At 68.3% G+C, this 22483-nt stretch carries 23 protein-coding genes and 1 tRNA gene; 8 read left to right on the top strand and 16 right to left on the bottom strand.

Going from position 1 to position 22483, the window contains the following annotated elements; all coding sequences use genetic code 11:
- The first annotated feature begins 55 nt into the window (after positions 1-55).
- The 3 genes from DELCS14_RS01640 (at position 56) to DELCS14_RS01630 (ending at position 3524) form a co-directional block, all read left to right on the top strand.
- Entirely contained in the window at positions 56-1426 is a 1371-nt protein-coding gene (locus DELCS14_RS01640) for an AmpG family muropeptide MFS transporter (protein WP_096914310.1), read from the top strand.
- Positions 1427-1530: 104 nt separating this feature from the next.
- Entirely contained in the window at positions 1531-2289 is a 759-nt protein-coding gene (locus tag DELCS14_RS01635) for a response regulator transcription factor (RefSeq protein WP_013800197.1), read from the top strand.
- 8 nt (positions 2290-2297) lie between these two features.
- Positions 2298-3524, top strand: a complete 1227-nt coding sequence (locus DELCS14_RS01630; protein WP_013800196.1) for an ATP-binding protein — start codon at positions 2298-2300, stop codon at positions 3522-3524.
- 15 nt (positions 3525-3539) lie between these two features.
- Here DELCS14_RS01630 and DELCS14_RS01625 read toward each other — a convergent pair whose 3' ends face one another.
- The 6 genes from DELCS14_RS01625 to DELCS14_RS01600 all read right to left on the bottom strand — a co-directional run bounded on the left by DELCS14_RS01625 (position 3540) and on the right by DELCS14_RS01600 (position 9139).
- Positions 3540-3977: a hypothetical protein gene (locus tag DELCS14_RS01625; protein WP_013800195.1), complete on the bottom strand. Its 438-nt coding sequence runs from the start codon at positions 3975-3977 to the stop codon at positions 3540-3542.
- A 270-nt stretch (positions 3978-4247) separates the two neighbouring features.
- Positions 4248-4664 (bottom strand): GNAT family N-acetyltransferase, encoded by a 417-nt coding sequence (locus DELCS14_RS01620; RefSeq protein WP_013800194.1) that lies wholly within the window; start codon positions 4662-4664, stop codon positions 4248-4250.
- Positions 4665-4768: 104 nt separating this feature from the next.
- Complete coding sequence (locus DELCS14_RS01615; RefSeq protein ID WP_013800193.1) at positions 4769-5722, bottom strand: capsular polysaccharide synthesis protein; 954 nt, start codon at positions 5720-5722, stop codon at positions 4769-4771.
- The gene (locus DELCS14_RS01610; RefSeq protein WP_013800192.1) at positions 5719-6756 is read right to left on the bottom strand and encodes a glycosyltransferase family 2 protein; all 1038 of its coding nucleotides are present in this window, start codon (positions 6754-6756) and stop codon (positions 5719-5721) included. Before DELCS14_RS01610 ends, DELCS14_RS01615 begins: the two co-directional genes overlap by 4 nt.
- Complete coding sequence (locus DELCS14_RS01605; protein ID WP_013800191.1) at positions 6753-7874, bottom strand: glycosyltransferase; 1122 nt, start codon at positions 7872-7874, stop codon at positions 6753-6755. The genes DELCS14_RS01610 and DELCS14_RS01605 overlap by 4 nt, the downstream gene beginning before the upstream one ends.
- Positions 7871-9139 carry an O-antigen ligase family protein gene (locus DELCS14_RS01600; protein ID WP_013800190.1) on the bottom strand — a complete coding sequence of 423 codons (1269 nt, stop codon included), beginning with the start codon at positions 9137-9139 and terminating at the stop codon, positions 7871-7873. The genes DELCS14_RS01605 and DELCS14_RS01600 overlap by 4 nt, the downstream gene beginning before the upstream one ends.
- 131 nt (positions 9140-9270) lie before the next feature.
- Between DELCS14_RS01600 and DELCS14_RS01595 the strand changes: the two genes are divergently transcribed.
- A complete protein-coding gene (locus DELCS14_RS01595; protein ID WP_013800189.1) occupies positions 9271-10137 on the top strand; it encodes a capsular polysaccharide synthesis protein in 867 nt (288 codons plus the stop codon).
- A gap of 31 nt (positions 10138-10168) precedes the next feature.
- Here DELCS14_RS01595 and DELCS14_RS01590 read toward each other — a convergent pair whose 3' ends face one another.
- The 4 genes from DELCS14_RS01590 to radA all read right to left on the bottom strand — a co-directional run bounded on the left by DELCS14_RS01590 (position 10169) and on the right by radA (position 13302).
- A complete protein-coding gene (locus DELCS14_RS01590) occupies positions 10169-10378 on the bottom strand; it encodes a zinc-finger domain-containing protein (protein WP_012202256.1) in 210 nt (69 codons plus the stop codon).
- Positions 10379-10413: 35 nt separating this feature from the next.
- Entirely contained in the window at positions 10414-11352 is a 939-nt protein-coding gene (locus DELCS14_RS01585; protein WP_013800188.1) for a branched-chain amino acid transaminase, read from the bottom strand.
- 44 nt (positions 11353-11396) lie between these two features.
- Entirely contained in the window at positions 11397-11837 is a 441-nt protein-coding gene (locus DELCS14_RS01580) for a hypothetical protein (RefSeq protein ID WP_013800187.1), read from the bottom strand.
- A gap of 79 nt (positions 11838-11916) precedes the next feature.
- Positions 11917-13302: a DNA repair protein RadA gene (gene radA, locus DELCS14_RS01575; protein ID WP_034397813.1), complete on the bottom strand. Its 1386-nt coding sequence runs from the start codon at positions 13300-13302 to the stop codon at positions 11917-11919.
- A gap of 143 nt (positions 13303-13445) precedes the next feature.
- Between radA and DELCS14_RS01570 the strand changes: the two genes are divergently transcribed.
- Positions 13446-13522, top strand: a tRNA-Met gene (locus DELCS14_RS01570).
- 67 nt (positions 13523-13589) lie between these two features.
- Here the strand turns inward: DELCS14_RS01570 and DELCS14_RS01565 are convergent.
- A complete protein-coding gene (locus DELCS14_RS01565) occupies positions 13590-14402 on the bottom strand; it encodes a siderophore-interacting protein (protein WP_012202252.1) in 813 nt (270 codons plus the stop codon).
- 96 nt (positions 14403-14498) lie between these two features.
- On the opposite strand from DELCS14_RS01565, the gene DELCS14_RS01560 reads away from it, so the two are divergent.
- Complete coding sequence (locus DELCS14_RS01560; RefSeq protein ID WP_012202251.1) at positions 14499-14939, top strand: MarR family transcriptional regulator; 441 nt, start codon at positions 14499-14501, stop codon at positions 14937-14939.
- Here the strand turns inward: DELCS14_RS01560 and alr are convergent, their stop codons facing one another.
- Positions 14940-16043, bottom strand: coding sequence for an alanine racemase (gene alr, locus DELCS14_RS01555; protein ID WP_013800186.1), 1104 nt, complete (start codon positions 16041-16043; stop codon positions 14940-14942).
- A gap of 134 nt (positions 16044-16177) precedes the next feature.
- On the opposite strand from alr, the gene lplT reads away from it, so the two are divergent.
- Both lplT and DELCS14_RS01545 read left to right on the top strand, forming a co-directional pair.
- Positions 16178-17479 (top strand): lysophospholipid transporter LplT, encoded by a 1302-nt coding sequence (gene lplT / locus DELCS14_RS01550; protein ID WP_013800185.1) that lies wholly within the window; start codon positions 16178-16180, stop codon positions 17477-17479.
- 198 nt (positions 17480-17677) lie between these two features.
- Positions 17678-18577, top strand: a complete 900-nt coding sequence (locus DELCS14_RS01545; protein ID WP_013800184.1) for a DMT family transporter — start codon at positions 17678-17680, stop codon at positions 18575-18577.
- Between the two features lie 27 nt (positions 18578-18604).
- Here the strand turns inward: DELCS14_RS01545 and DELCS14_RS01540 are convergent, their stop codons facing one another.
- The 4 genes from DELCS14_RS01540 to DELCS14_RS01525 form a co-directional block, all read right to left on the bottom strand.
- On the bottom strand, positions 18605-19123 hold the full coding sequence (locus DELCS14_RS01540; RefSeq protein WP_013800183.1) for an AmiS/UreI family transporter: 519 nt from the start codon (positions 19121-19123) through the stop codon (positions 18605-18607).
- 308 nt (positions 19124-19431) lie between these two features.
- A complete protein-coding gene (locus DELCS14_RS01535; RefSeq protein ID WP_034397802.1) occupies positions 19432-20298 on the bottom strand; it encodes a ProQ/FinO family protein in 867 nt (288 codons plus the stop codon).
- A gap of 84 nt (positions 20299-20382) precedes the next feature.
- A complete protein-coding gene (gene glcF / locus DELCS14_RS01530; protein WP_013800181.1) occupies positions 20383-21633 on the bottom strand; it encodes a glycolate oxidase subunit GlcF in 1251 nt (416 codons plus the stop codon).
- Between the two features lie 61 nt (positions 21634-21694).
- Positions 21695-22477 (bottom strand): YoaK family protein, encoded by a 783-nt coding sequence (locus tag DELCS14_RS01525; protein WP_012202244.1) that lies wholly within the window; start codon positions 22475-22477, stop codon positions 21695-21697.
- Positions 22478-22483 lie beyond the last annotated feature (6 nt).

The raw sequence follows: 22483 nt of genomic DNA, 5'->3' as shown, positions 1-22483 counted from the left end.
CGCCAGTCCGCGCCACCATGGGCCCGATAATGGCCGCAGCCTGCCGCAGCACAACATGACCGAGCCGTCCACCACCACCCCCTCCGCCCCCTCCACCGCCGCCGAAACGCCCCGCCGCAGCTGGGGCCAGACCCTGCGCGTCTATGCCGAGCCGGCCAGTCTGCGCATGCTGGCCCTGGGTTTTTCGGCAGGCCTGCCGCTGCTGCTGGTGCTGGGCACGCTGTCGTTCTGGCTGCGCGAGGCCGGCGTGGACCGCACCACCATCGGCTACCTGAGCTGGGTGGGCCTGGCCTATGCCTTCAAGTGGGTCTGGTCGCCGCTGGTGGACCGCATGCCGCTGCCGCTGCTCACGCGCTGGCTGGGGCGGCGGCGCGGCTGGCTGCTGTTCGCGCAGATGCTCATCGTCGCCGGGCTGTGCGGCATGGCGTTCAACGATCCGCGCGTCTCGCTCACGCCGCTGGTGTGGTGCGCGCTGGCCGTGGCCTTCGGCTCGGCCACGCAGGACATTGCGCTGGATGCCTACCGCATCGAATCGGCCGACACCGAGCGCCAGGCCGCGCTGGCCGCCACCTACCAGACCGGCTATCGGCTGGCCATGATCTGGGCCGGCGCCGGCGTGCTGTGGCTGGCCGCCCGCGCCGAGGTGGCGGGCACGGCGGGCTACCAGAGCGGCGCCTGGCAGGTGGCCTACCTGGCCATGGCCGCCTCCATGGCCGTGGGCATGCTGACCGTGCTGCTCTCGCCGGAACCGGTGCCACGCCCGCTGGCGCCTGCCCGCAACGCGGCCGAGTGGCTGCACAGCGCGCTGGTCGAGCCCTTTGCCGACTTCCTGGGCCGCTACCGCTGGCAGGCGCTGCTGGTGCTCGGCCTGATCGCCATCTACCGCATCAGCGACGTGGTCATGGGCATCATGGCCAACCCCTTCTACGTGGACATGGGCTTCACCAAGGACGAGGTGGCCGCCGTGACCAAGGTGTACGGCGTGATCATGACGCTGGCGGGCGCCTTCCTGGGCGGGGCGCTGGCCATGCGCTGGGGCGTGATGCGCGTGCTGATGCTGGGCGCCGCGCTGTCGGCCGCCACCAACCTGCTGTTCGCCTGGCTGGCCACGCGCGGCCATGACGTGAATGCGCTGGTCTGGGTGGTGAGCGCGGACAACCTGGCCGGCGGCATCGCCTCGGCGGCCTTCATCGCCTACCTGTCGGGGCTGACCAATGTGCAGTACTCGGCCACGCAGTACGCGCTGTTCAGCTCCATGATGCTGCTGGCGCCCAAATGGCTGGCCGGCTTCTCGGGCGCCTTTGTCGATGCGCATGGCTACGTGAGCTTCTTCCAGGCCACGGCTCTGCTGGGCCTGCCCGTGCTGGTGCTGATCGCGCTGGCCTCGCGCGTGCATGCGGTGCGGCCCGCGCAACGCGGCAGTTGAGCGGCTGGCCGCAGGCTGCGCTGTTTTACCGAACTTTACGCAAGCGACAAGCACGGCTGACGGGGCGCTGCGAGCATCGTCGCAATACGACGCCAGGCCCCAGCATGAATACACTGCCCTCCATGAGTACGCACCATCTTCTGATGATCGAAGACGACACCCGCCTCGCGCAGATGGTGGGTGACTACCTGGGCAACAACGGCCTGCAGGTCACCCACATGGGCGATGCCCGCAGCGGCCTGGAGCAGTTGCAGCCCGCCGACGGCGTGCCGGGCGCCGACCTGCCCGACCTCGTCATCCTCGACCTCATGCTGCCCGACATGGACGGCCTGGAGGTCTGCCGGCGCATCCGCGCCCTGCCCGGCCCCGCAGCCCAGGTGCCGGTGCTGATGCTCACGGCCAAGGGAGACCCCATGGACCGCATCATCGGCCTGGAGATCGGCGCCGACGACTACCTGCCCAAGCCCTTCGAGCCGCGCGAGCTGCTGGCGCGCATCCGCGCCATCCTGCGCCGGCGCGGCGGCGGCGAGGGCACGGCCGCCGGCCAGCCGACCACGGCACTGCGCTTCGGCAGCCTGGAGATCGACCGCGACGCGCGCAGCGTCACCGTGGCGGGCCAGCCCTGCGAGCTGACCTCCTACCAGTTCGACCTGCTGGTCACGCTGGCCGAGCGCGCGGGCCGCGTGCTCACGCGCGACCAGATCATGGAAGCCGTGCGAGGCCGCGAGCTGGAGGCCTTCGACCGCTCCATCGACGTGCACATGGGCCGCATCCGCGCCGCCATCGAGGCCGACCCCAAGGCGCCCAAGCGCATCCTGACGGTGCGCGGCGTGGGCTACGTCTTCGCCAAGCAACAAGACTAGCCAAGCGAATGAAGCTGCTCTCCCTCTTCTCCCAGCGCCTGTACCTGCGCATCTGGCTGGCCGTGGTGGGCGGCGTGGCTGTGCTCACGCTGACGGTGGCCTGGGCCTGGCAGATCGCGGCCGAGCAGAACGCGCAGAACGTGCAAAGCGCCAGCTCGCCGCCCTCGCGCGACGTGGCCATGCGCGATGCGGACGGCAAGGTCATCGCCCAGGGCCGTGCGCGGCGCCTGCCCGGCCCGCCCGAGGAGGGCCTGCGCTTCGAGATCGAAGGCACGGACGGCCAGACCTACATGCTGCACATGGCGCCGCGCCCGCCGCGCGGCGACCGCCCGCCGCACGACGGCGCAGCCGCCTTCTGGCTGCGCCCGCCCTTCGGCTTTCTGTGGCTGCTGGGCCTGGTGGGCGTGGCCGTGGCCGTGGGCGTGTTCCCCATCATCCGCCGCCTGCTCAAGCGGCTGGAGAACCTGCAGCGCGGCGTCAAGCGCTTTGGCGAGGGCGACCTGTCGGTGCGCGTGCCCGAGCACGGCAGCGACGAGGTGGCCGACCTGGCCCACCAGTTCAACGCCGCCGCCGCGCGCATCGAGACCCTGGTGACCTCGCACAAATCGCTGCTGGCCAATGCCTCGCACGAGCTGCGCTCGCCGCTGACGCGCATCCGCATGGGCCTGGAATTCATGGGCGACGACCCGGCCAGCGCCCGCGCGCGCGCCGAGATCCAGCGCAACATCAGCGAGCTGGACCAGCTTGTGGACGAGATCCTGCTGGCCAGCCGGCTGGAGACCTATGAGGGCGACGTGGGCACGATCGAGCCCGTGGACCTGATCGGCCTGGCCGCCGAGGAATGCGCGCGCGTGGATGCCGACCTGGACCTGCAGTCCACCGACGCGCTGGAAGTGCCCGGCATCTCCAAGCTGCTGCGCCGCGCCGTGCGCAACCTGCTGGAGAACGCGCGCCGCTACAGCCAGGGCGCCATCACGCTGGAGCTGGCGCGCCAGGACGCCATGGCCGAGATCCGCATCTGCGACCATGGCCCCGGCGTGGCGCCGGCCCACCGCGAGCGCATCTTCGAGAAGTTCTTCCGCCTGCCCGGCGCCAGCGAGCGCTCGGGCGGCGTGGGCCTGGGCCTGGCCCTGGTGCGCTCCATCGCCCAGCGCCACGGCGGCAGCGTGCACTGCGAGGGCCGCGCCGACGGCCAGCCGGGCGCCTGCTTCGTGCTGCGGCTGCCGCTGGCCTGAGCTGCCGCCTGCGGCTCAGCCGCGCCGGTGCTGCCACTCCACACGTTCCACCAGGTCCCTGAGCAGGTCGAAATGCCAGCGGGTGCGCTTGAGCAGGCGGCCGTAGCGCGAGCGGGGGAAGCGGTAGGCGCCATCGGCCAGTTCGATGGCGCAGGACGCCAGGTGCCACTGCTGCTCGAACGCCTGATGGCTGTCCGGCGGGTCGGCGCGCATGCGGCGTATGTGCGCCAGCGCCAGCTCCACCGCGCATTCCACGTCGAACTGGCGGGCCTTGCGGTCGGGCTTTTTGCCACAGACCTCGGCCAGGGTGACCAGCCGCCCCTCGATGACGACCAGACAGACATGCATGGCCTGCCACGCGCTGGGCCAGTCGGAAGGCCTTGCGGCTTGCGACCGCTTGGGCAACGGCTGCGCCTGCACTGCCGCGCCGGCAGTGTTTTTGGGGGATGTCATGGGGTCAGCCCTCCTCGTAGAAAAGAGGATAGGAAGGGGCAAGCACAGCGCTGTGGCTGGCAAGAAATATCAAAATCACAGTCTTGATTCCTGCGTGAATAGGACCCCGATTGACGGTGGGGGCTTCAACGCTACGATGGTGTTTCTACGCACCGGGCCTTTCGGCTTGCGGCCAGTTTAACGGGGCCAGGGCGGGCCAGCCAGCCGAGCCCTGGCAGCCATACCCGTTTGATCGCTGGATGTGCGGTGCGTGCAGTGCTCGGCGGCGGATCAGCCAAGCGTTTTTGTCCTCGAGTACACCCTCAGATTCCGGCTTTCGCCAAACCCATGCCGCTCCAAAAGCAGGGCAGCCTGAGGATTGAGGGCCTCGGCATAAATGGTGGTGTGGCCGATATCCTGCAGGAATTTCTGCATGAGGAGCCTGCCGATACCCCGCCGCTGCAGCCCGGGGTCCACGACGATTTCACTGAGGTGCGTGACCATGGCGCCGTCGGTGAAGCCGCGCAGGAAGCCGACAGCACCGCTGGTGGTCGTCGCCAGCAGGTAGTAGGAGGCACTGAACATCTGACGAAGCAGGCTTTCCGGATAGCTGCTGCCCCAGCCATTGGAGACGTATATCTTCTCTATATCTTTGAAGTACGCATCGATATTGTCCTGGCGCTTCAGGATGGCGTAGTCCTGGTGCATATGCATCTCCCCCATTCAAACGCAATGCCACGATGATGGCGCATCGGCACAGGCACATCGTCGCGGCCCGGTTATGGCTCGCAATGGAAGGCGATGAGAGGGATTCAGCCCCGCAGATAGCGGTCGGCGATGCTGCCGGGCACGTAGAGGCCGCGCTCCAGGTAGAAGTCCAGCTTCTTGCGGTCGGGGGCGCGCAGCTTGATCAGCGGCACGGGCGCCTGTTCGGTGCGCGAGAACATCAGGCGGATCTTGAGCGGGGTGCGGCCCCAGTTACCCTGCACGTGCAGGAAGAAGGGGCCGTCCTCGGCCTTGGCCAGCCGCAGGCGGTAGCTGCCGCCGGCGCGCAGCACGCGCTGCATGGCCAGGTGCATGCTCAGGTAGGCTGGCATGTCGATGCCCTGGCGCAGTTGCTCGTATTCGCCGGCCTGCTGGAGCTGAGCGATATAGGCCTCGCCCGTCTGCGGCAGGACCTGCTCCACGTATTCCTTGTGCAGTGCCGCGATGAAGGCGCTGCCCGGGGGCGCGGCCATGAGCCAGTTCTCGACCACGGGCACCTGCGGGTCGCGGGTGTAGCGCCCCAGGTAGTAGGCGACGAGGTCGGCGCCGCTGCGCTGCTGCTGCTCCAGCAGCCAGTCCAGCGGCTCGGTGAGGATGGTGCTGGCATCCAGCCAGATGCCGCCGTGGCGGTGCAGCAATTCCAGCCGCAGCCAGTCCGAGCGCTTGGCCACGGGCAGCTGCTGCAGGTTGCCGGGCAGCTGCGGCACGTATTGCGGCAGCTGCGCGTCGTTGAGGATGCGCAGGCTGTAGCCGGGGTTCAGGCGGGCCCAGTTGTCAAAGCAACGCTGTATGAGCAGCGGCACCGAGTCGCCGTTCCAGTAGGCCCAGATGATGCGGGGAATGGGCGTGGAGACGGGCACGGGCGCCGCAGGCCCGATGTCATGGCTGCGGAAGTCGGGCGCGGGGCCCTGCTCCAGGCGGCGTGCGAAGGTGGCGTAGAAGCGGCGCATGCCGGCCGCCAGCCATAGCTCGCCCCGGGTTTTCAGTTTCAGGCCGCTCATGCTGGGGCTCCCGGTGTTCCCAGCTGCTGCGCGCGGCGCTCCCAGCTGCGCAGCTTCCATGCGCGCAGCCACCAGCCGCGCCGCAGATAGGCCTGGCGCAGGGCCGGCAGGGACAGCGGCGAGATGCGGCCGAAGTCCGCCAGGAACTGCTGCGCCAGCGCCTGCCGCTGCGCGGGCGGCATGTCCCGCTGCCGGTCGAGAAAGCGCAGGGCGCCGATGAGGTTGCGCGCGGCCTGGTGCGCCCAGGCGAAGTGCAGGCGCCCGTCGTTGCGCAGATCATCATCCTGCAGGGCTTGCACGGCCTGCGCCAGCGGCCACAGGGCGGCGGACTGGTCTGCCGCCTTGGCAGGCGTCATGGACGCGAGGATGGAGTTGGCACGCTGCCGGTAGGCCACCCAGGGCTGGGGGTGGTAGTAGAAGCTGGCGCAGCGCAGCGCCATCTGCGGCATGGTCATCATGTCTTCGAAGTAGCGGCCTGCAGGAAAGCGCAGGGCGGCATCCCACAGGCTGCGGCGCGAGATCTTGGACCAGGCATGCAGTTGGCCCGTGCGCAGCAGGCCGGCCAGCAGGGCGCCCCGGTCCTGCGAGCGCTGCAGCGTGGGGCCCTGGAAGCTGTGCCGGTGCGCCTCGCCGCGCAGGCGGTGCTTGAGGCGCGGGGCCTCGCGCCAGACGGAGAAGTCGCAGAGCACGGCATCGGGCGCATGTTGTTTCACGATGGCCGACAGCCCGGCAATCGCGCCGGGCAGCAGCTTGTCGTCGGAGTCCAGGAACCACAGGTAGTCGCCCGTGGCCGCATCGATCATGGTGTTGCGCGCCGCGCTCAGGCCGGCGTTGCGCTCATGCTGCATGAGCTGCAGGCGGCCGGGCCAGCGCTGGTCCAGCTGCTGCATCAGGGCCCAGGAGCCATCGGTGGAGCAGTCGTCCAGCACCAGCACCTGCACGCCGGCATCGGCCTGGTCCATGACGGACTGCAGGCATTCCTCCAGGTAGGGCAGCACGTTGTAGACGGGCACCAGGATGCTGAGCCAGGTCACGGACGCTCCCCCTGCAGCAGGCGGGCGAACAGGTCTTCGTACTGGCCGGTCATGCGCTGCAGGCTGTAGTGCGACAGGGCTTCCTGCCGCGCAGTGGCGGCCATGCGCACGGCGGCTTCGTCATCCTGCAGCGCCTGCTGCAGGGCGTCGGCCAGCGATTCAGGGTCGGCGTGCGCGGCCAGCAGGCCGTTGTCGCCGGGCCGCACCACTTCCTGCACGCCCACCACGCGGCTGCCCACCACCACGCAGCCCGCCGCCATGCCTTCCAACAGGGACAGGGGCATGCCCTCGTAGTGCGTGGACAGCACGCAGACGCGGTGCGCACGCAGCAGGCCGGGCACGTCGTTGCACATGCCGATGAATTGCACCTGGTCCTGCAGGCCCAGTTCGGCACTGAGCCGCTGCGCCGCCTGCTGGGCGCGCGCCTTGCCGCCGCCGGCCAGGGTCAGCGTGGGCTTGAGGCCGCGCTGGCGCAGCACGGCCAGCGCGCGCAGCAAGGTGGCATGGTCCTTTTGCCGCGCAAAGCGCGCGGCCATGACGATGTCCGGACGGCGCTGCAGCAAGGGGGGCGGCTCCTGCAGATAGGGCTCGGGCCGGATGCCGTTGCTGATGGCCATGAGCTTGGCGGCAGGAAAGCCACGGTCCTGCAGGCTCTGGCGCACGCCTTCGGAGCAGCCGACGATGGCGGCCGTGCGCTCGGTCAGCCACAGGGCCTGCGCCAGCCGCCAGCGCGTGTAGCGCTCGCGCGAGTTGTGTTCCACATGCACCAGGCAGGGCACGCCGGCCCACAGCGCGGCAAAGCGGCCCCACAGGTGGTCGCTGAAACCATGGGCAACCACGATGTCCGGCCGAAAATCCAGGCAGATGCGGCGCAGTTGCCAGACGGTGGCGGCATGGGACCAGCCGGCGACCACGTCGACATCGATGCCGCCGTCGCGCAGCTTCTGCACGCGTTCATCGGAGGTATTGCGCTTGCGCCGAAGCACCAGCCGGGCGTCGAAGCGGCCCGACGCGCGGTGCGCCGACACCAGATCCACCGCCACCTGGGTGGCACCCGAGAAGCCGCCCGTCACGAAGTGCAGCACCCGGGGCCGGGCCGTGGTGGCGCGCTCCGTCACCGCACGGCTCCGCTGGCCCTTTCCAGGCCATGCAGCGATGACCACAGGGCCACCACGAGGAAGACGAAGAAGACGATGCCGCTGTTGTGCACGAAAAATTGCTGTGACATGCCGAACGCCAGGTACATGGCTGGCATCAGGCTGCCCAGGATACGCAGCAGCAGGGCCTCGCGCCAGGGGGTGCTGTCCGCAGGCCACAGCGCCATGCGCCGCCGCGAGGGCCAGAACAGCCACAGCAGCGAGATGAACAGCGCTGCCTGCAGCAGAACGCCCGGCACGCCGAGCTTGACCCAGATGTCCAGGAAGTCGTTGTGGATGAAGTTGTATTCGCGGATGGACTGGCCATAGCTGCCGGCGTCCACGCGCCGGTGCATCTCGTCCACATAGCCCTGCATGCCCCAGCCCAGCAGGGGCTTCTCGCCGATCATCTGCACGGCCAGCCGGTACTGCTCCAGCCGGGTGCCCAGCGAGGTGTTGGAGTTGCCGGCATGAAGGTAGGTGCTCACATCCAGGTAGACCTCATCCACGCGCTCGCTGACGCGCGGGATGAAGGCCATCACGGTGGCCAGCGCCACCAGAAGTGCAGCGCAGCCCAGCAACAGGCGCCCGAAGTACTGCGGGCGGTACATACGCACCAGCACCATCAGCATGAAGAACATCGGCAACAGCGCCAGCCACCCGCCGCGCGAGCCCGACAGCAGCGAAGCCAGCGCCCCCAGCGCGGCAGCCGCCAGCACCAGCAGGCGCCAAAGCAGGGAGCGCTGGTGCCAGAAGGACACGGCATAGATGCAGGAGAAGCAGCCCAGCAGCAAGGCCATGTTGCCCCACTGGATGGCATTGGTGTAACCCGTGGCCCGTTCCATGCCCAGCACGCAGACCTGCCACAGGGCCATGAAGCCCGCGCCTGCGCTGCCCAGCGGAATGCCCCACAGGAAGATCCGCGCCGTGGGCGGATAGCACATGGCGAACAGCAGGCTGACCGCGCCCAGGATGAATTTCACGGGCCGGTCGAACTGCCCGGTGCCCCCGTCCAGCACGGACAGGAAGTACCACATCACCGCCATGCCCAGGAACAGCGCGACCAGCAGCCAGGTGCCGTTGGACTGCCGGTATCTGACCCAGCGAGGCAGAAAACACAGGGCGCCCAGGACCATGAGGCCGGCGCCATAGGAATAGCCCGAGCGCAGCCACAAGGCCAGCCCGGGCACCAAAATAGCGGCCAGGGTCGTGAGGAGCCCTGGCAGCTTCGACTTGTCAAATCTCATCAAGACCGCAACTTTCTGCCCCAAAATGCGGGCATTCCGCTTTCCATCCGCTCATGAAAAAAATTCCTGCGGTCTTATTCAGGCTGCTCCATCGCTGGGCGGCGCCTTCCAAAATCGGCGCAGATTACACCATGCCTGCGCCCTTGCAGCTGCCCCCATCGCCCCCGGCAGCCGATGGTCTTGCAGCGGAAATCCCGAAAACGATCTGGACGTACTGGAACCAGTCCGGCCTGGATCCCTTCGTCCAGCAGTGTGTGGACAGCTGGCGGCGGCAGTGCCCGGATCACCAGGTCATCGTCGTGACGCCAGAGAACCTGGGCCAGTACGTCGCCTGCGGCGACCTTCCGGCGGCGTTTGCCGAACTCCATCCCACCAAGCAATCGGACTGGCTTCGCCTGTACCTGGTGGCACACCACGGCGGCTACTGGTTCGACGCCACCACGCTGCTGACCGCGCCACTGGACTGGATGAGCGCCTCCCCCGGCGCAGGCGCTGCCGAGCTGGCAGGCTTCTACCTTGAGGGCTTCACCAGGGACAGGCGCTACCCCGTGATCGAAAGCTGGTCATTCTGCGCTCCGGCCGGCTCGCGCTTTGTATCGGAATGGCAAAAGGAGTTTCACCAGGCGCTGATCGAGGACGGCCCTGCAGCCTATCTGCAGCGCCTGCAGTCGCGGCCCGACGCCGCCGAGGTGCTGCAGGGCATTCCCGATCCAAATTACCTTCTGATCCATGTCGCGGCCCAGCAGGTGATGCGGCGCCTGCCCGATGCCCGGCTCACGCTGTTCAAGGCCGAGGACACAGCCTTCTTCTATCACTCTGCCCTGCGCTGGAAGTGGTACCTGCTCTACCCCCAGCTGTGCCTGGCGAAGGCGCCGCAGGTGGCGGCGCCCATCGTCAAGCTGCGCGGCGGGGAGCGGCGCCATTTCACGGACATGCTGGCCTTGCACGGAGGTGCTGCGCCCCGCAGCATCTGGGGCCGCGCGCTGTCGGCGCGCTGAGACACACAAAGCGGGCCGAGGCCCGCTTTGTTCAATGCCCGCCTGCGAAGACTTCGCCGGCTTTCAGGCGGTACAGCGTGCCGCAGTAGGGGCACTTGGCTTCGCCGGTGTGGGCCACGTCCAGGTAGACCTTGGGATGGCTGTTCCACAGCTTCATGTCGGCCTTGGGGCTGGGGCAGAACACGCCGCCCTGGGCGTTGAGGTCCTTGGCCGCCAGTTCGACGGTGGCATTCGTTGTCATGCTTGCTTATCTCTTTCGTGGGTCTCTAGGGATGTTCAGACCCGAGTCAGCCAATGGGCGTACTTGGGGTTGCGGCCGTTGACGATGTCAAAGAAGGCCTGCTGGATCTTTTCGGTGAGGGGGCCGCGGCTACCCGCGCCGATCTCGATGCGGTCCACCTCGCGGATGGGCGTGACTTCGGCGGCCGTGCCGGTGAAGAAGACTTCATCGGCGATGTACAGCTCGTCGCGCGTGATGCGCTTTTGCACCACTTCCAGGCCCAGGTCCTTGCAGATGTGCATCACGGTATTGCGCGTGATGCCGTTGAGCGCGCCGGCCGACAGGTCGGGCGTGTAGACCACGCCATCCTTGATGACGAAGATGTTCTCGCCCGAGCCCTCGGAGACGAAGCCCGAGGCGTCCAGCAGGATGGCCTCGTCGTAGCCGTCGTCCAGCGCCTCGGTGTTGGCCAGGATGGAGTTGGTGTAGTTGCTCACCGCCTTGGCCTGGCTCATGGTGATGTTCACATGGTGGCGCGTGAAGCTGGAGATCTTCACGCGGATGCCGCGCTGCATGCCTTCTTCGCCCAGGTAGGCGCCCCAGGCCCAGGCCGCAACCATCAGGTGGATGGTGTTGCCCTTGGGGGAGACGCCCAGCTTGCGGTCGCCGATCCAGGTCAGCGGGCGCAGGTAGCACGATTCCAGCTGGTTGGCGCGCACGACCTCGACCTGGGCCTGGTTCACCGCTTCCTGGGTGAACGGGATCTGCATGCGCAGGATCTTGGCGCTGTTGAACAGGCGCTTGGTGTGGTCTTGCAGGCGGAAGATGGCCGTGCCTTGTTCGGACTTGTAGGCCCGCACGCCCTCGAATGCGCCGCAACCGTAGTGCAGCGTGTGGGTCAGCACATGGATCTTGGCATCGCGCCAGTCCACCAGCTGGCCATCCATCCAGATCTTGCCGTCACGGTCGGCCATCGAGGGAACAACGGGGCTCATAGGAACATCCTTGGGGGTATTGAACAGAACACCAACCCGGTATTTTAGGGCGCGGTGGCTGCCTCGGGGGCGGCTGCCCTCTCGGGCTCGGGTTCTGGCATGGGACGCACCAGGGCCCACTTCACGAGCCGGCCGTGCATGAACTCGCACGTCACATGGGACTGCGTGCCGTCGGTCCAGCGGTAGATCTCGGGATGCTGGCCGTCTTCGGACAGGCGCTCGCCCAGGGAGCGCGTCATGGCCACCACGTGCATCAGCGAGACCTTGGGCTTGAGCTTGACGTTGAGCATGACGGCGCTGCCCACATAGCCCATGGGCCGGTCCGCAGCCTTCCTCATGATGGACATCAGCCGCGTGAAATGCAGCAACAGCCACATCATGATGCCGCCGCCCACGGCGACCACACCCATCCAGCCATAGGACTGGTGCGCAGCCACCAGCAGTACGAGCAGGCCCAGAGGAATCAGGATATTGCGCAAATTCATGGCGCCGATTGTCTTATGGAGGCGCCGCAGGGCCGCTGCGGACAGTGCGTATGCCCCCGCAATGCGCTCGGCAAGCGCGTCAGCCCATCCCTCGGACGATGTTCATGGCCTCGTCCACGCGTTCGACGGCATGCACGGTCAGACCGGCAATAGCCTTCTTGGGCGCATTGGCCTTGGGTACCACGGCCATGGTGAAGCCCAGCTTGGCCGCTTCCTTCAGTCGCTCCTGGCCGCGCGGCGCGGGGCGCACTTCGCCGGCCAGGCCCACTTCGCCAAAGGCGAGGAATCCCTTGGGCAGGGCGCGGCCACGCAGGCTGGAGGTGATGGACAGCATGACGGCCAGGTCGGCCGCAGGCTCGCTGATGCGCACGCCGCCCACGGCGTTGACGAACACATCCTGGTCCGCGCAGGCCACACCCGCGTGGCGGCTGAGCACGGCCAGCAGCATGGCCAGCCGGTCGCGGTCCAGGCCCACGGACAGGCGCCGGGGCGCGGGGCCGCCCTGATCGACCAGGGCCTGTATCTCCACCAGCATGGGGCGCGTGCCCTCCAGCGTGACCAGCACGCAGGAGCCGGGCACGGGCTCGCTGTGCTGGGACAGGAAGATGGCGCTGGGGTTGGTGACGCCCTTGAGGCCCTTCTCCGTCATGGCGAAGACGCCGATCTCGTTGACGGCACCAAAGCGGTTCTTGATGGCGCGCACCAGGCGAAAGTTGCTGTGCGTGTCGCCCTCGAAGTAGAGCACCGTGTCCACCATGTGCTCGAGCACGCGCGGGCCGGCCAGTGCGCCTTCCTTGGTCACATGGCCGACCAGGATCACGGTGATGCCTGTGGTCTTGGCCGCGCGCGTGAGGTGGGCCGCGCATTCGCGCACCTGGGCCACCGAGCCCGGTGCCGAGGACAGCTGATCCGAGTACACGGTCTGTATGGAGTCGATGACGACCACGGCCGGCTGGGTGGCCTCCATGGTGGCGAGGATCTTCTCCAGCTGGATCTCGGCCAGCACGTTGACTTGGCTGGCCTCCAGCCCCAGGCGGCGCGAGCGCAGCGCGACCTGGGCACCGCTTTCCTCGCCCGTGACATACAGCGTGGGTAGGCCGACGCGGTGCAGCGCGTCCATGGCCTGCAGCAGCAGGGTGGACTTGCCGATGCCGGGATCGCCACCAATCAGCACCACGCCGCCTTCGACAATGCCGCCGCCCAGCACGCGGTCCAGCTCCTCGATGCCGCTGGGCGTGCGCGCCACGTCCTGGGCCTCGATGGCCGACAGCGGCATCACGGCCTGGACATTGGCCAGGCCCGCATAGCCCTGGGGCTGGCTGAGCCGGTTCTTGCCCGCGCTCGCAGGCTCGGCAACGGCCTCGATCAGCGAGTTCCAGGCCCCGCAGGCCGGGCACTTGCCCAGCCAGCGCGGGCTGGTGCCTCCGCAGGCATTGCAGATGAACGTGGTTTTGTCTTTGGCCATGGGGTGAGCACTATACCGAGCGGTGGCTGCCGCCCTGGCACGCATGTTTCGCGCCTATCGCAGTTGCGTGACGGAAAGATATCGGTTATAGTTCACTTCTTCGCTGCAGAAAATGCAGTGAAAACGAAATTACTGCGGATTACCGCGCGATGGAGCAGTCTGGTAGCTCGTTGGGCTCATAACCCAAAGGTCGGAGGTTCAAATCCTTCTCGCGCAACCACCACGAAAAAAAGCCCACTTCGGTGGGCTTTTTTTCGTCTGTACTTCCGTTCTTTTCTCCAGGCAGGTCAGCTGGGATCGTTCAGGTCTTCATGGTGGTCGGCCGTGCCCTGCTTCCAGTAAGAGGCCACGCGCATGCGCTTGGGCGATGCGCCCTTGGCCAGCAGCAGGCGACGCAGCTCGGCCATGGCGCTGTGCTCGCCCGCCGCCCAGATGTAGCCGTCGTCCTGGGGCAGCTCCAGCGCCTGCACGGCATCGGCCAGCGATTCGACCCAGTCGCAGTCCAGCCGGGCCGTGCTGCTCCACTGGCGGCGGTCGGCCGGGTTGCGCAGCTGCACGCGCACCACGGCGCGGCTGCCGGCGGGCAGCTCGGCCAGGCGCCGCTCGATGGCGGGCATGGCGGTCTCGTCGCCGAACAGCCAATGCCATGGCAGGTTGGCCGAGATCACCAGGCTGCCGCGCGGACCGGCCAGGCCCACCCACTGGCCCAGCGGGGCGGTCAGCGCCCATTCGGTGGCGGGGCCGGCATCGTGCAGCGCGAAATCCATGATGAGGTTCTGGCGCGCGGCGTCGTAGCGCAGCGGGGTGTAGTCGCGCAAGGTGGGGCGCTCGTCCTCCACGAAGGTCGGGCGGCCATCGAGCAGCACGGGAAGCGCGGGCAGTTCGCGCCCGGCCTGCGGCAGGATGAGCTTGACGTGGTCGTCAAAGCCGGCGCTCACGAAGTCCTCCAGATCGGGGCCGCCCAGGGTCAGGCGGACAAAGCCGGGGCTGGGCTGCTCGCGCGAGAGCAATTGCACATGGCGGGCGCGGAAGGAATGGCGGACGCGCTGGACGACGGGCGCCGGTGTCACGGCAGAGGTGGCTGGATTGGGCAAGTTCATTGGCGAAACGGCCTGCGACGGCCTAGAATGTTGATTTAGTCCACCAATTCTCTATTATCCGTTGACTTTGTCAACGTATTTCCACAAGACCCTGCCATGAATGCCTCCCTGCCCGCCGACATCTTCGAGGCCATGCACGAGCTGCTGCACCTGTTCCGCTCGCGCATGCGCGAGGACATGGAGTCCATGGAGCCCGGGCTGACGCCCAACGAGGTGCGCGTGCTGATGTACGTGGGCCGACACCCGGGCCGCACGCAAAGGGATCTGGTCGACCACAGCCACATGGACAAGGCCCAGCTCGCGCGCATGCTGGCGCAGCTGCAGGAGCAGGGATGGCTGGACCGCGAACCGGACGCCCGCGACCGCCGCGTGCGCTGCCTGAGCCTCAGCCCCCAGGGGCAGGCCCTGTTCGACCGGCTGCGCCAGTCGCGCCAGGCGCTGGCGGCCCGGCTGCTCAAGGATTGGGAGCCCGCCGCGCAACAGCAATTGATGGCGCTGCTGGAGCGGGCCAGGGACAGCGTGGAAGCCGCGCCCTGATCAATCGACGGTCTTGTTCACGCGCGGCGCGACGGCGCACATGAGTTCATAGCCCAGCGTGCCTGCGGCCTCGGCCACCTCGTCGATGGGCAGCACCGCGCCGTTGCTGGCGCGGCCCCACAGCGTGACTTCGCTGCCCATGCCGGCATCGGGCACGGGCGTCAGGTCCACCGCCAGCATGTCCATGCTCACGCGGCCCAGGGTGCGGGTGCGCACGCCGTTCACCAGCACGGGCGTGCCCGTGCCGCAGTGGCGTGGATAGCCGTCGGCATAGCCGCAGGCCACGGTGCCCAGGCGCAGGGGGCCGTCGGCCGTGAAGCGCGATCCATAGCCCACGCTCTGCCCCTCAGTCAGTTGCTGCACGCCGATGATGCGCGAGCTCAGCGTCTGCGTGGGCTGCAGGTCCCAGTGGGCCGCCGTGTGCTGCGGATAGTCGGGGGCGCTGCCGTAGAGCACGATGCCCGGCCGCACCCAGTCGCAGCGCACCAGCGCGTCGTCGCCCTGGCGCAGCGTGGCAGCGCTGTTGCCCACGCTGCGCTCGCCGGGCAGGTCGCGCGTGGCGTCATGAAAGCGCTGCAGCTGTGCCGAGATTCCGGGCTGTCCGGCCCCTGCATCGGCATCGCTGAAATGGGTCATGAACGAGATTTCCTCCACCTGGGGCAAGGCGTTCAGCCGGGCCCAGGCCGCGCGGTATCGCTCGGGCGTGAAGCCCAGGCGGTTCATGCCGGAGTTCATCTTGAGAAAGACGCGGTGGCCGTTCTGCGTCTTGTGCGCGGCCAGCCAGTCGATCTGGGCGTCGCAGTGCACGGCATGCCAGATGGACAGGCGCGAGCACAGTTCCAGGTCGCGCGGCTCGAAGACGCCTTCCAGCAGCAGGATGGGGCCGCGCCAGCCCAGCTGGCGCACGCGTTCGGCCTCGGCCAGGTCCAGCATGGCGAAGCCGTCGGCGCCGCGCAGGGCCTCGAACACGTTCTCGATACCGTGGCCATAGGCGTTGGCTTTGACCACGGCCCACAATTTGGCATCGGGGACCGCCTGCCGCACCCGCTCCAGGTTGTGGCGAAGCGCGGCGGAATGGATGGTGGCAAGAATGGGACGCGGCATGGTTTTCACTCAGTCAGAAGCTTGGGATTCTGGCACTGCCAGCCAAAGGCCGCGTGATATAACCGCCAGTCACTTGCCACGGGGTCCTTATTTAACCGGTCAGCAGCCCTGCAGCTGACCCCATCTGCCTATCCATGAAGCGCGGTTTCTACACCATCATGTCAGCGCAGTTCTTCAGCTCGCTGGCAGACAACGCCCTGTTCGTGACCGCCGTGGAACTGCTGCGCACCAATGGCGCCCCCGAGTGGCAGCGCGCCGCCCTGGTGCCCATGTTCGCGCTGTTCTACGTGATCCTGGCCCCCTTCGTCGGCGCCTTTGCCGACGCCCTGCCCAAGGGGCGGGTGATGTTCATCAGCAATGCGATCAAGATCGTGGGCTGCCTGATGATGCTGTTCGGCAATCACCCGCTGCTGGCCTACGCCGTGGTGGGCCTGGGCGCAGCGGCCTACTCGCCGGCCAAGTACGGCATCCTCACCGAATTGCTGCCCGCCTCCCAGCTGGTCAAGGCCAATGGCTGGATCGAGGGGCTGACCATCACCTCCATCATCCTGGGCGTGCTCGTGGGCGGGCAGTTGCTGAGCCCGGGCATCTCGGCCCATCTGCTGGACTTCGACCTGCCGCTGCTGGACACGGGCGTGGACACGGCCGCCGAAGCGGCGATTGCCGTGCTGGTCGGCGTCTATGCGCTGGCCGCCTGGTTCAACCTGCGCATTCCGCTGACCGACACCATCCTGCGCCCGCTGCGCCAGGACCCCAGCAAGAGCCTGCTGGCCAACACCCTGGCCCTGCTGCCCGACTTCTGGACCTGCAGCCAGCGGCTGTGGGGGGACAAGCTGGGCCAGATCTCGCTGTCCACGACCACGCTGTTCTGGGGCGTGTCGGGCAACCTGCGCTACATCGTGCTGGCCTGGGGCGCGGCGGCCCTGGGCTACGGCACCTCCCAGGCATCGGCCCTGGTGGGCGTGGTGGCCATCGGCACGGCCGCAGGCGCCATCCTCGCGTCCATGCGCATGCGGCTGGACAACGCCACGCGCGTGATTCCGCTGGGCATCACCATGGGCCTGCTGGTGATCGCCATGATCTTCATCAAGAGCGTGTGGGTGGCCATTCCCTTCCTGATCCTGCTGGGCGGCCTGGGCGGCTTCCTGGTCGTGCCCATGAATGCGCTGCTGCAGCACCGCGGCCACAACCTCATGGGCGCGGGCCGCTCGATTGCCGTGCAGAACTTCAACGAGCAGGCCTGCATCCTGGCGCTGGGCGCCTTCTATGCGCTGTCCACCAAGTTCGGACTGTCGGCTTTCGGCGCCATCACGGTGTTCGGCCTGGTGGTGGCCGGCATCATGTGGCTGATCGGCCGCTGGCACGTCAGCAATGTGCGCAACCATCCCGAGGAAGTCGAACGCCTGCTGGTGATTGCCCGCAAGGATTGCCATTGAGACTACCCCCTGAGGCGCTTCGCGCCTTCCCCCAGGGGGGACGACACCCTCGCGGCGGGGCGGCCCTGGCTCGGTGTCTCTCGCTTTGGGCCTCGCCAGTTCCATAGGGCGCTATCGATTGATAGGCCTGGTCTAAATGGTCTTCTCGTATTGTGTTCGGTGCGGGCTTTGCCTGACCGGGCACTTTTTCGTGGTTTTATGCACAGCCCCCTGCCCGTTCTCGCCCTGCTGTTCAACACCCTGGTCTGGGGTCTGGCCTGGTGGCCGTTTCGCGCCATGCACGAGGCTGGCCTGCATCCGCTGTGGGCCACGGCGCTGATGTATGCCCTGGTGCTCGCGGGGCTGGTGGCGCTGCGCCCGGCCAGCCTGCGCCAGGCGCTGCAGTACCCGGCGCTGATCCTGCTGGGTGCCTGCGCGGGCAGCAACAACATCGCCTTCAACTGGGCCGTGACCATTGGCGATGTGGTGCGCGTGGTGCTGCTGTTCTATCTGATGCCGGCGTGGTCCGTGCTGCTGGCCTGGAAAATCCTGGGCGAGCGGCCCACGCCGGCCGCGCTGACGCGGCTGCTGCTGGCCTTTGGCGGGGTGGCGCTGGTGCTGGTGCCCGAGGGCACATTCAGCGACGGCTCGCCCGGGCTGCTGCGCGGTCTGTCGCTGGCCGACGGCCTGGCACTGTTCGGCGGCTTCACCTTTGCGCTGACCAACGTGCTGCTGCGCCGCCTGCAGGCCGTGCCGGCGCAGGCGCGCATGCTGGCCATGTTCAGCGGCTGCATGGCCATGGGGCTGGCCAGCGCCTTCGCGGGCAGCAGCGTGGGGCTGGTGCTGCCCATGCCTGCGCCGCAGGCCGGCTGGATGCTGATTGCCGCCGGCCTGGCCGTGCTGCTGATGCTGGGCAACTGGGCGCTGCAGTTCGGCGCCGCACGCCTGCCGGCCGGCGTGACCGCCGTGGTCATGCTGGCCGAGGTGGTGTTCGCCAGCGTCTCCTCGGTGTTGATTGCAGGCGAGGTGCTGACGCCGCGCACGCTGCTGGGGGGCGCCTGCATCATCGCGGCGGCGCTGCTGTCTGCACTGGCGCATGCACGGCGGCGTGGGGCTTGACGCCCCGCCCGTACTCACGCTGCGCAATCAGCCCGTGAGCTGCCCGGCCAGCAGCAGGTAGCCCGGCAGCCAGCCCGTGAGCACGCCCTGCGCAATGCACAGGGCGCCCGTCACGCGGCCGATGTTGCGACCCAGGGCCAGCAGCACGAAGAACATGGCCCACAGCACGGCCCAGGCCGCCCAGTTGGCCGCCATCCACCAGTCGATGGCGGTGCGCGCGCCCAGCAGGGTGTCGATGGCCACGGGCACGGCGGTGATGGCCACGAACAGGCTGAACCAGCCCAGGCCCCGGCCATCGGCGCCCGTGAAGCGGTTGATGGCCACCCACAGGTAGGTGAAGGCGAACAGCAGGGTCAGCGCGCCGGTCTTGACCGAAGCCGCATCAGGCTCGGGCCCGAAGGCGGAGGCCAGGCCGATGATCAGCGAGACCAGGCCCGCGAACACGTTGATGACCCAGATCTCCCGGTCGGCGATGCGCCCCAGCATCCACAGGCCGTTCAGGCACAGCACGGCGCCCACGTAGAACAACGACAAACCCAGCCACATCGCAAGTCTCCTTTTGCTTTTTTGCTTTGAAGTGCCTTGCGCGCCGTGTTCAGTCCACGGGAACGAGCGCGCACGGCAAGGCGCCGCCGCCCCGTGGCCGGGTGCAGCGGCGTCCGTGAAACAGTTCATCCCCGGGCCCGCCCCTGGTGGGCATCTGCGTGCTGGCGGAAGGGTCCGCTGCAGAGATGCCGCCTGTGATCCAGGGCAGGTGCACCGGCGCGGCCCTTGCCGGGCACGCGGCGGTGGAGTGTGCCGGCAGGCGGTGCTGCCGGTCCTTGGCGCCGGTCCTTGGTGCCGGTCCTTGTGCCTCAGGCCGCCTGCGTCTGCAGGCGGCGGCGGGCGCGTTCCAGCTGCTGCGCCACCTGGCGCGGGTTCATGCCGTACATGTCGGCAAAGCCGGCTTCGGAGGTCTGGCCGCTGGCCTCGAAGGCGCGCAGCAGCGCCTCGTCGCGTGCGGTGCGCGCATCGGCCTCGGCCAGTGCCTCGGCCACCAGGGTGTTGGTGGCCTCGTCACGGCCTTGCACGCGCGCCGCATAGTCGTCGCGCGACAGGCCCGATGCCTCGTAGGCCGCGATGATGCGGTTGCGCAGCTTGGGCGCCAGGTCTTCGGGCGAGCGGTGCTGGCGGCGACGGAAGACTTCGATCAGCGCATGGTGCACATGCTCGGGCGCCATGGCCTCGACCGACTGGCCCTGCAGGTCATGCCGGGCCTGGCCGCTGGCCACCACGGTGAGGTAGCGGCTCGAGCGCGTGTGCTGGGACAGGGCCAGCTTGAGCTGGTCGCGGTCAATGGCTTCAGGATGGGCGGCCAGCAGGTCTTCGAAGATGCCGCGCTTGAGCGGCAGCGGCTGCTCGCCGAACAGGTTCGGATGCCATTGGGCCAGTTGCGCCAGCAGCGGATGCTGGGTGCGCACGGGCCTGGAAGCGTTGGCCTCGGCACTGGCGGCCGTGCCGGATGCGGCATCGGCGGCAGGCTCGGTGGCCTTGCCCTTGTTGCGGCCACGTCCGCCACGGCGCGAGCGCTTGCGGCCCTGGCCATCGGCGCTGGCTGCAGCCTGCGGCTCGGTGCCGGCAGCGGCGTCCGCCGGCAGCGCGGCGCTCTGTTCTTGCGGTTCAGACACGGATTCAGTCATGGCGGAGCACGTGGGCTTGGAGAAAACGAAACCCCGCATCATGCCAGCATTGCAAAGGCTTGCGCGGGCATAGGCCCCACGGCGTCGCGCTGGAGGCACAGATGCGCATTCGGTACGCGGCGGGTCTCAGGCCAGCAGGGCCTCGTCCAGCACCTCGATCCAGTGGCGCACGGGCAGGTCCGTGCCGTTTTGCAGATGGACGATGCAGCCCATGTTGGCCGAGAGGATGGCGGCGGGCCGCCGGGCATCGAAGCCTTCGGTCAGCGCACCGATCTTGCGGTCGCGCAACTGGTGCGAGAGTTCGGGCTGCAGCACCGAGTAGGTTCCCGCCGAGCCGCAGCACAGGTGCGATTCGGTGCGCGCCACGCGCAGCTCGAAGCCCAGCCTGGCCAGATGGGTTTCCACGCCGCCGCGCAGCTTTTGCCCATGCTGCAGCGTGCAGGGCGGGTGGTAGGCCATGGGCGCCGCCGGTGCGCGCACCCTGCCCTGCAGGCGCTCGGCCAGCTCGGGCAGGAGTTCGGGCAACAGCTCACTCAGGTCGCGCGTGAGGGCGCTAATGCGGGCTGCCTTGTCCGCGTACTGCGCATCGTCCTTGAGCAGATGGCCGTATTCCTTGACGGTGACGCCGCAGCCCGAGGCATTCATGACAATGGCCTCCACCGCGCCGCTGTCCACCTGCGGCCACCAGGCGTCGATATTGGCGCGCATCTGCGCCTTGCCGCCTTCCTGGTCGTTGAGGTGGAATTTCACGGCGCCGCAGCAACCGGCCTTGGGCGCGATCACGGTCTGTATGCCGGCCGCATCCAGCACGCGCGCCGTGGCGAAGTTGATGCGCGGCATCATGGCCGGCTGCACGCATCCGGCCAGCAGCAGCACCTTGCGCGCATGCTCGCGCACGGGCCAGGCGCCCGCATCCTGCGGCTGGGGCACTTTCTCGGCCAGGACTTCGGGCAGCAGGCCGCGCACGGCCTGGCCCAGCTTCAGGGCCGGGGCGAACAGCGGCGAGTTCAGCCCCTCCTTGAGCGCCCAGCGCCTGGCGCGCTCGCCCAAGGGGCGCGGCACCTGCTCCTCGACGATCTTGCGGCCTATGTCCACCAGGTGGCCGTACTGCACGCCGCTGGGGCAGGTACTTTCGCAGTTGCGGCAGGTCAGGCAGCGGTCCAGGTGCTGCTGGGTGGCGCGCGTGGGCGTCTCGCCCTCCAGCACCTGCTTGATCAGGTAGATGCGGCCACGCGGCCCGTCCAGCTCGTCGCCCAGCAATTGGTAGGTCGGGCAGGTGGCCGTGCAAAAGCCGCAGTGCACGCACTTGCGCAGAATGGCTTCGGCCTCCTGGCCCTCGGGCGTGGCGCGGTACTGGGGTGCGAGTTGGGTCTGCATGGTGGGGCTCTTGTTGTATGGATATCGGGGAACGGTCAGGCACGGCAGCCGGACACGGCGGTCAGGCGCGAGGCGCGGCTCGCCGGCCCAGCAGCAGCGGCAGCCGCGCGCGGTCGGCCCACAGCGGCGGCAGCGACAGCAGGCACAGCACCACGGCCAGCGGCACGACGAACACAAAGCCCAGGTGCCGGAAACCCAGCGCACCCGCAATGCCGCCCAGCAGGAACATGGACAGCAGCCCTGCGAACAGCCGCAGCCGCACATGGTTGGCGTGGACCCGGTGCTCGGGCGGGCTGCCATGGCGATTCCAGTAAAGCGCGCGGCCCAGCTCCATGCCCAGGTCGGTGATCACGCCCGTCATGTGCGTCGTGCGGATCTGCGAGGACGACATCTTGGTCACCGTGGCGTTCTGCAATCCCATGATGAAGGACAGCAGCAGCACGGCCAGCGGCACGGCGAACGGCGTGGGCCAGGCCAGCATGGCCGCGCCCAGCACGCCGAAGAGCAGCATCAGCGCGGCTTCCAGCAGCAGCGGCAGCGCATAGCTGCTGCGCAGCCGGTGGTGGCGCGCCCAGTTGACCAGCAGCGACGTTGCGGCCGCGCCGCACAGAAAGGCCAGCAGCGCGCCGCAGGCACTGAGCACCAGCGCCGTATTGCCCAGCACGAGGTTGTCGGCCAGCAGCGAGACAAAGCCCGTCATGTGCGAGGTATAGGAGTGCACCAGCAAAAAGCCGCCCGCATTCACCGCACCTGCGTTGAAGGCCAGCAGCAGGCCCAGCGTGCGGTTGCTGGCCACCGTGCGGTGCCGGTCCGTGAGCAGGTGCAGGTGGTGGCGCATGCGCATGGGCGG

The organism is Delftia sp. Cs1-4, assembly GCF_000214395.1.
Classification (GTDB): Bacteria; Pseudomonadota; Gammaproteobacteria; order Burkholderiales; family Burkholderiaceae_C; genus Comamonas; species Comamonas acidovorans.
This window is presented reverse-complemented; position numbering and strand designations above follow the sequence as displayed.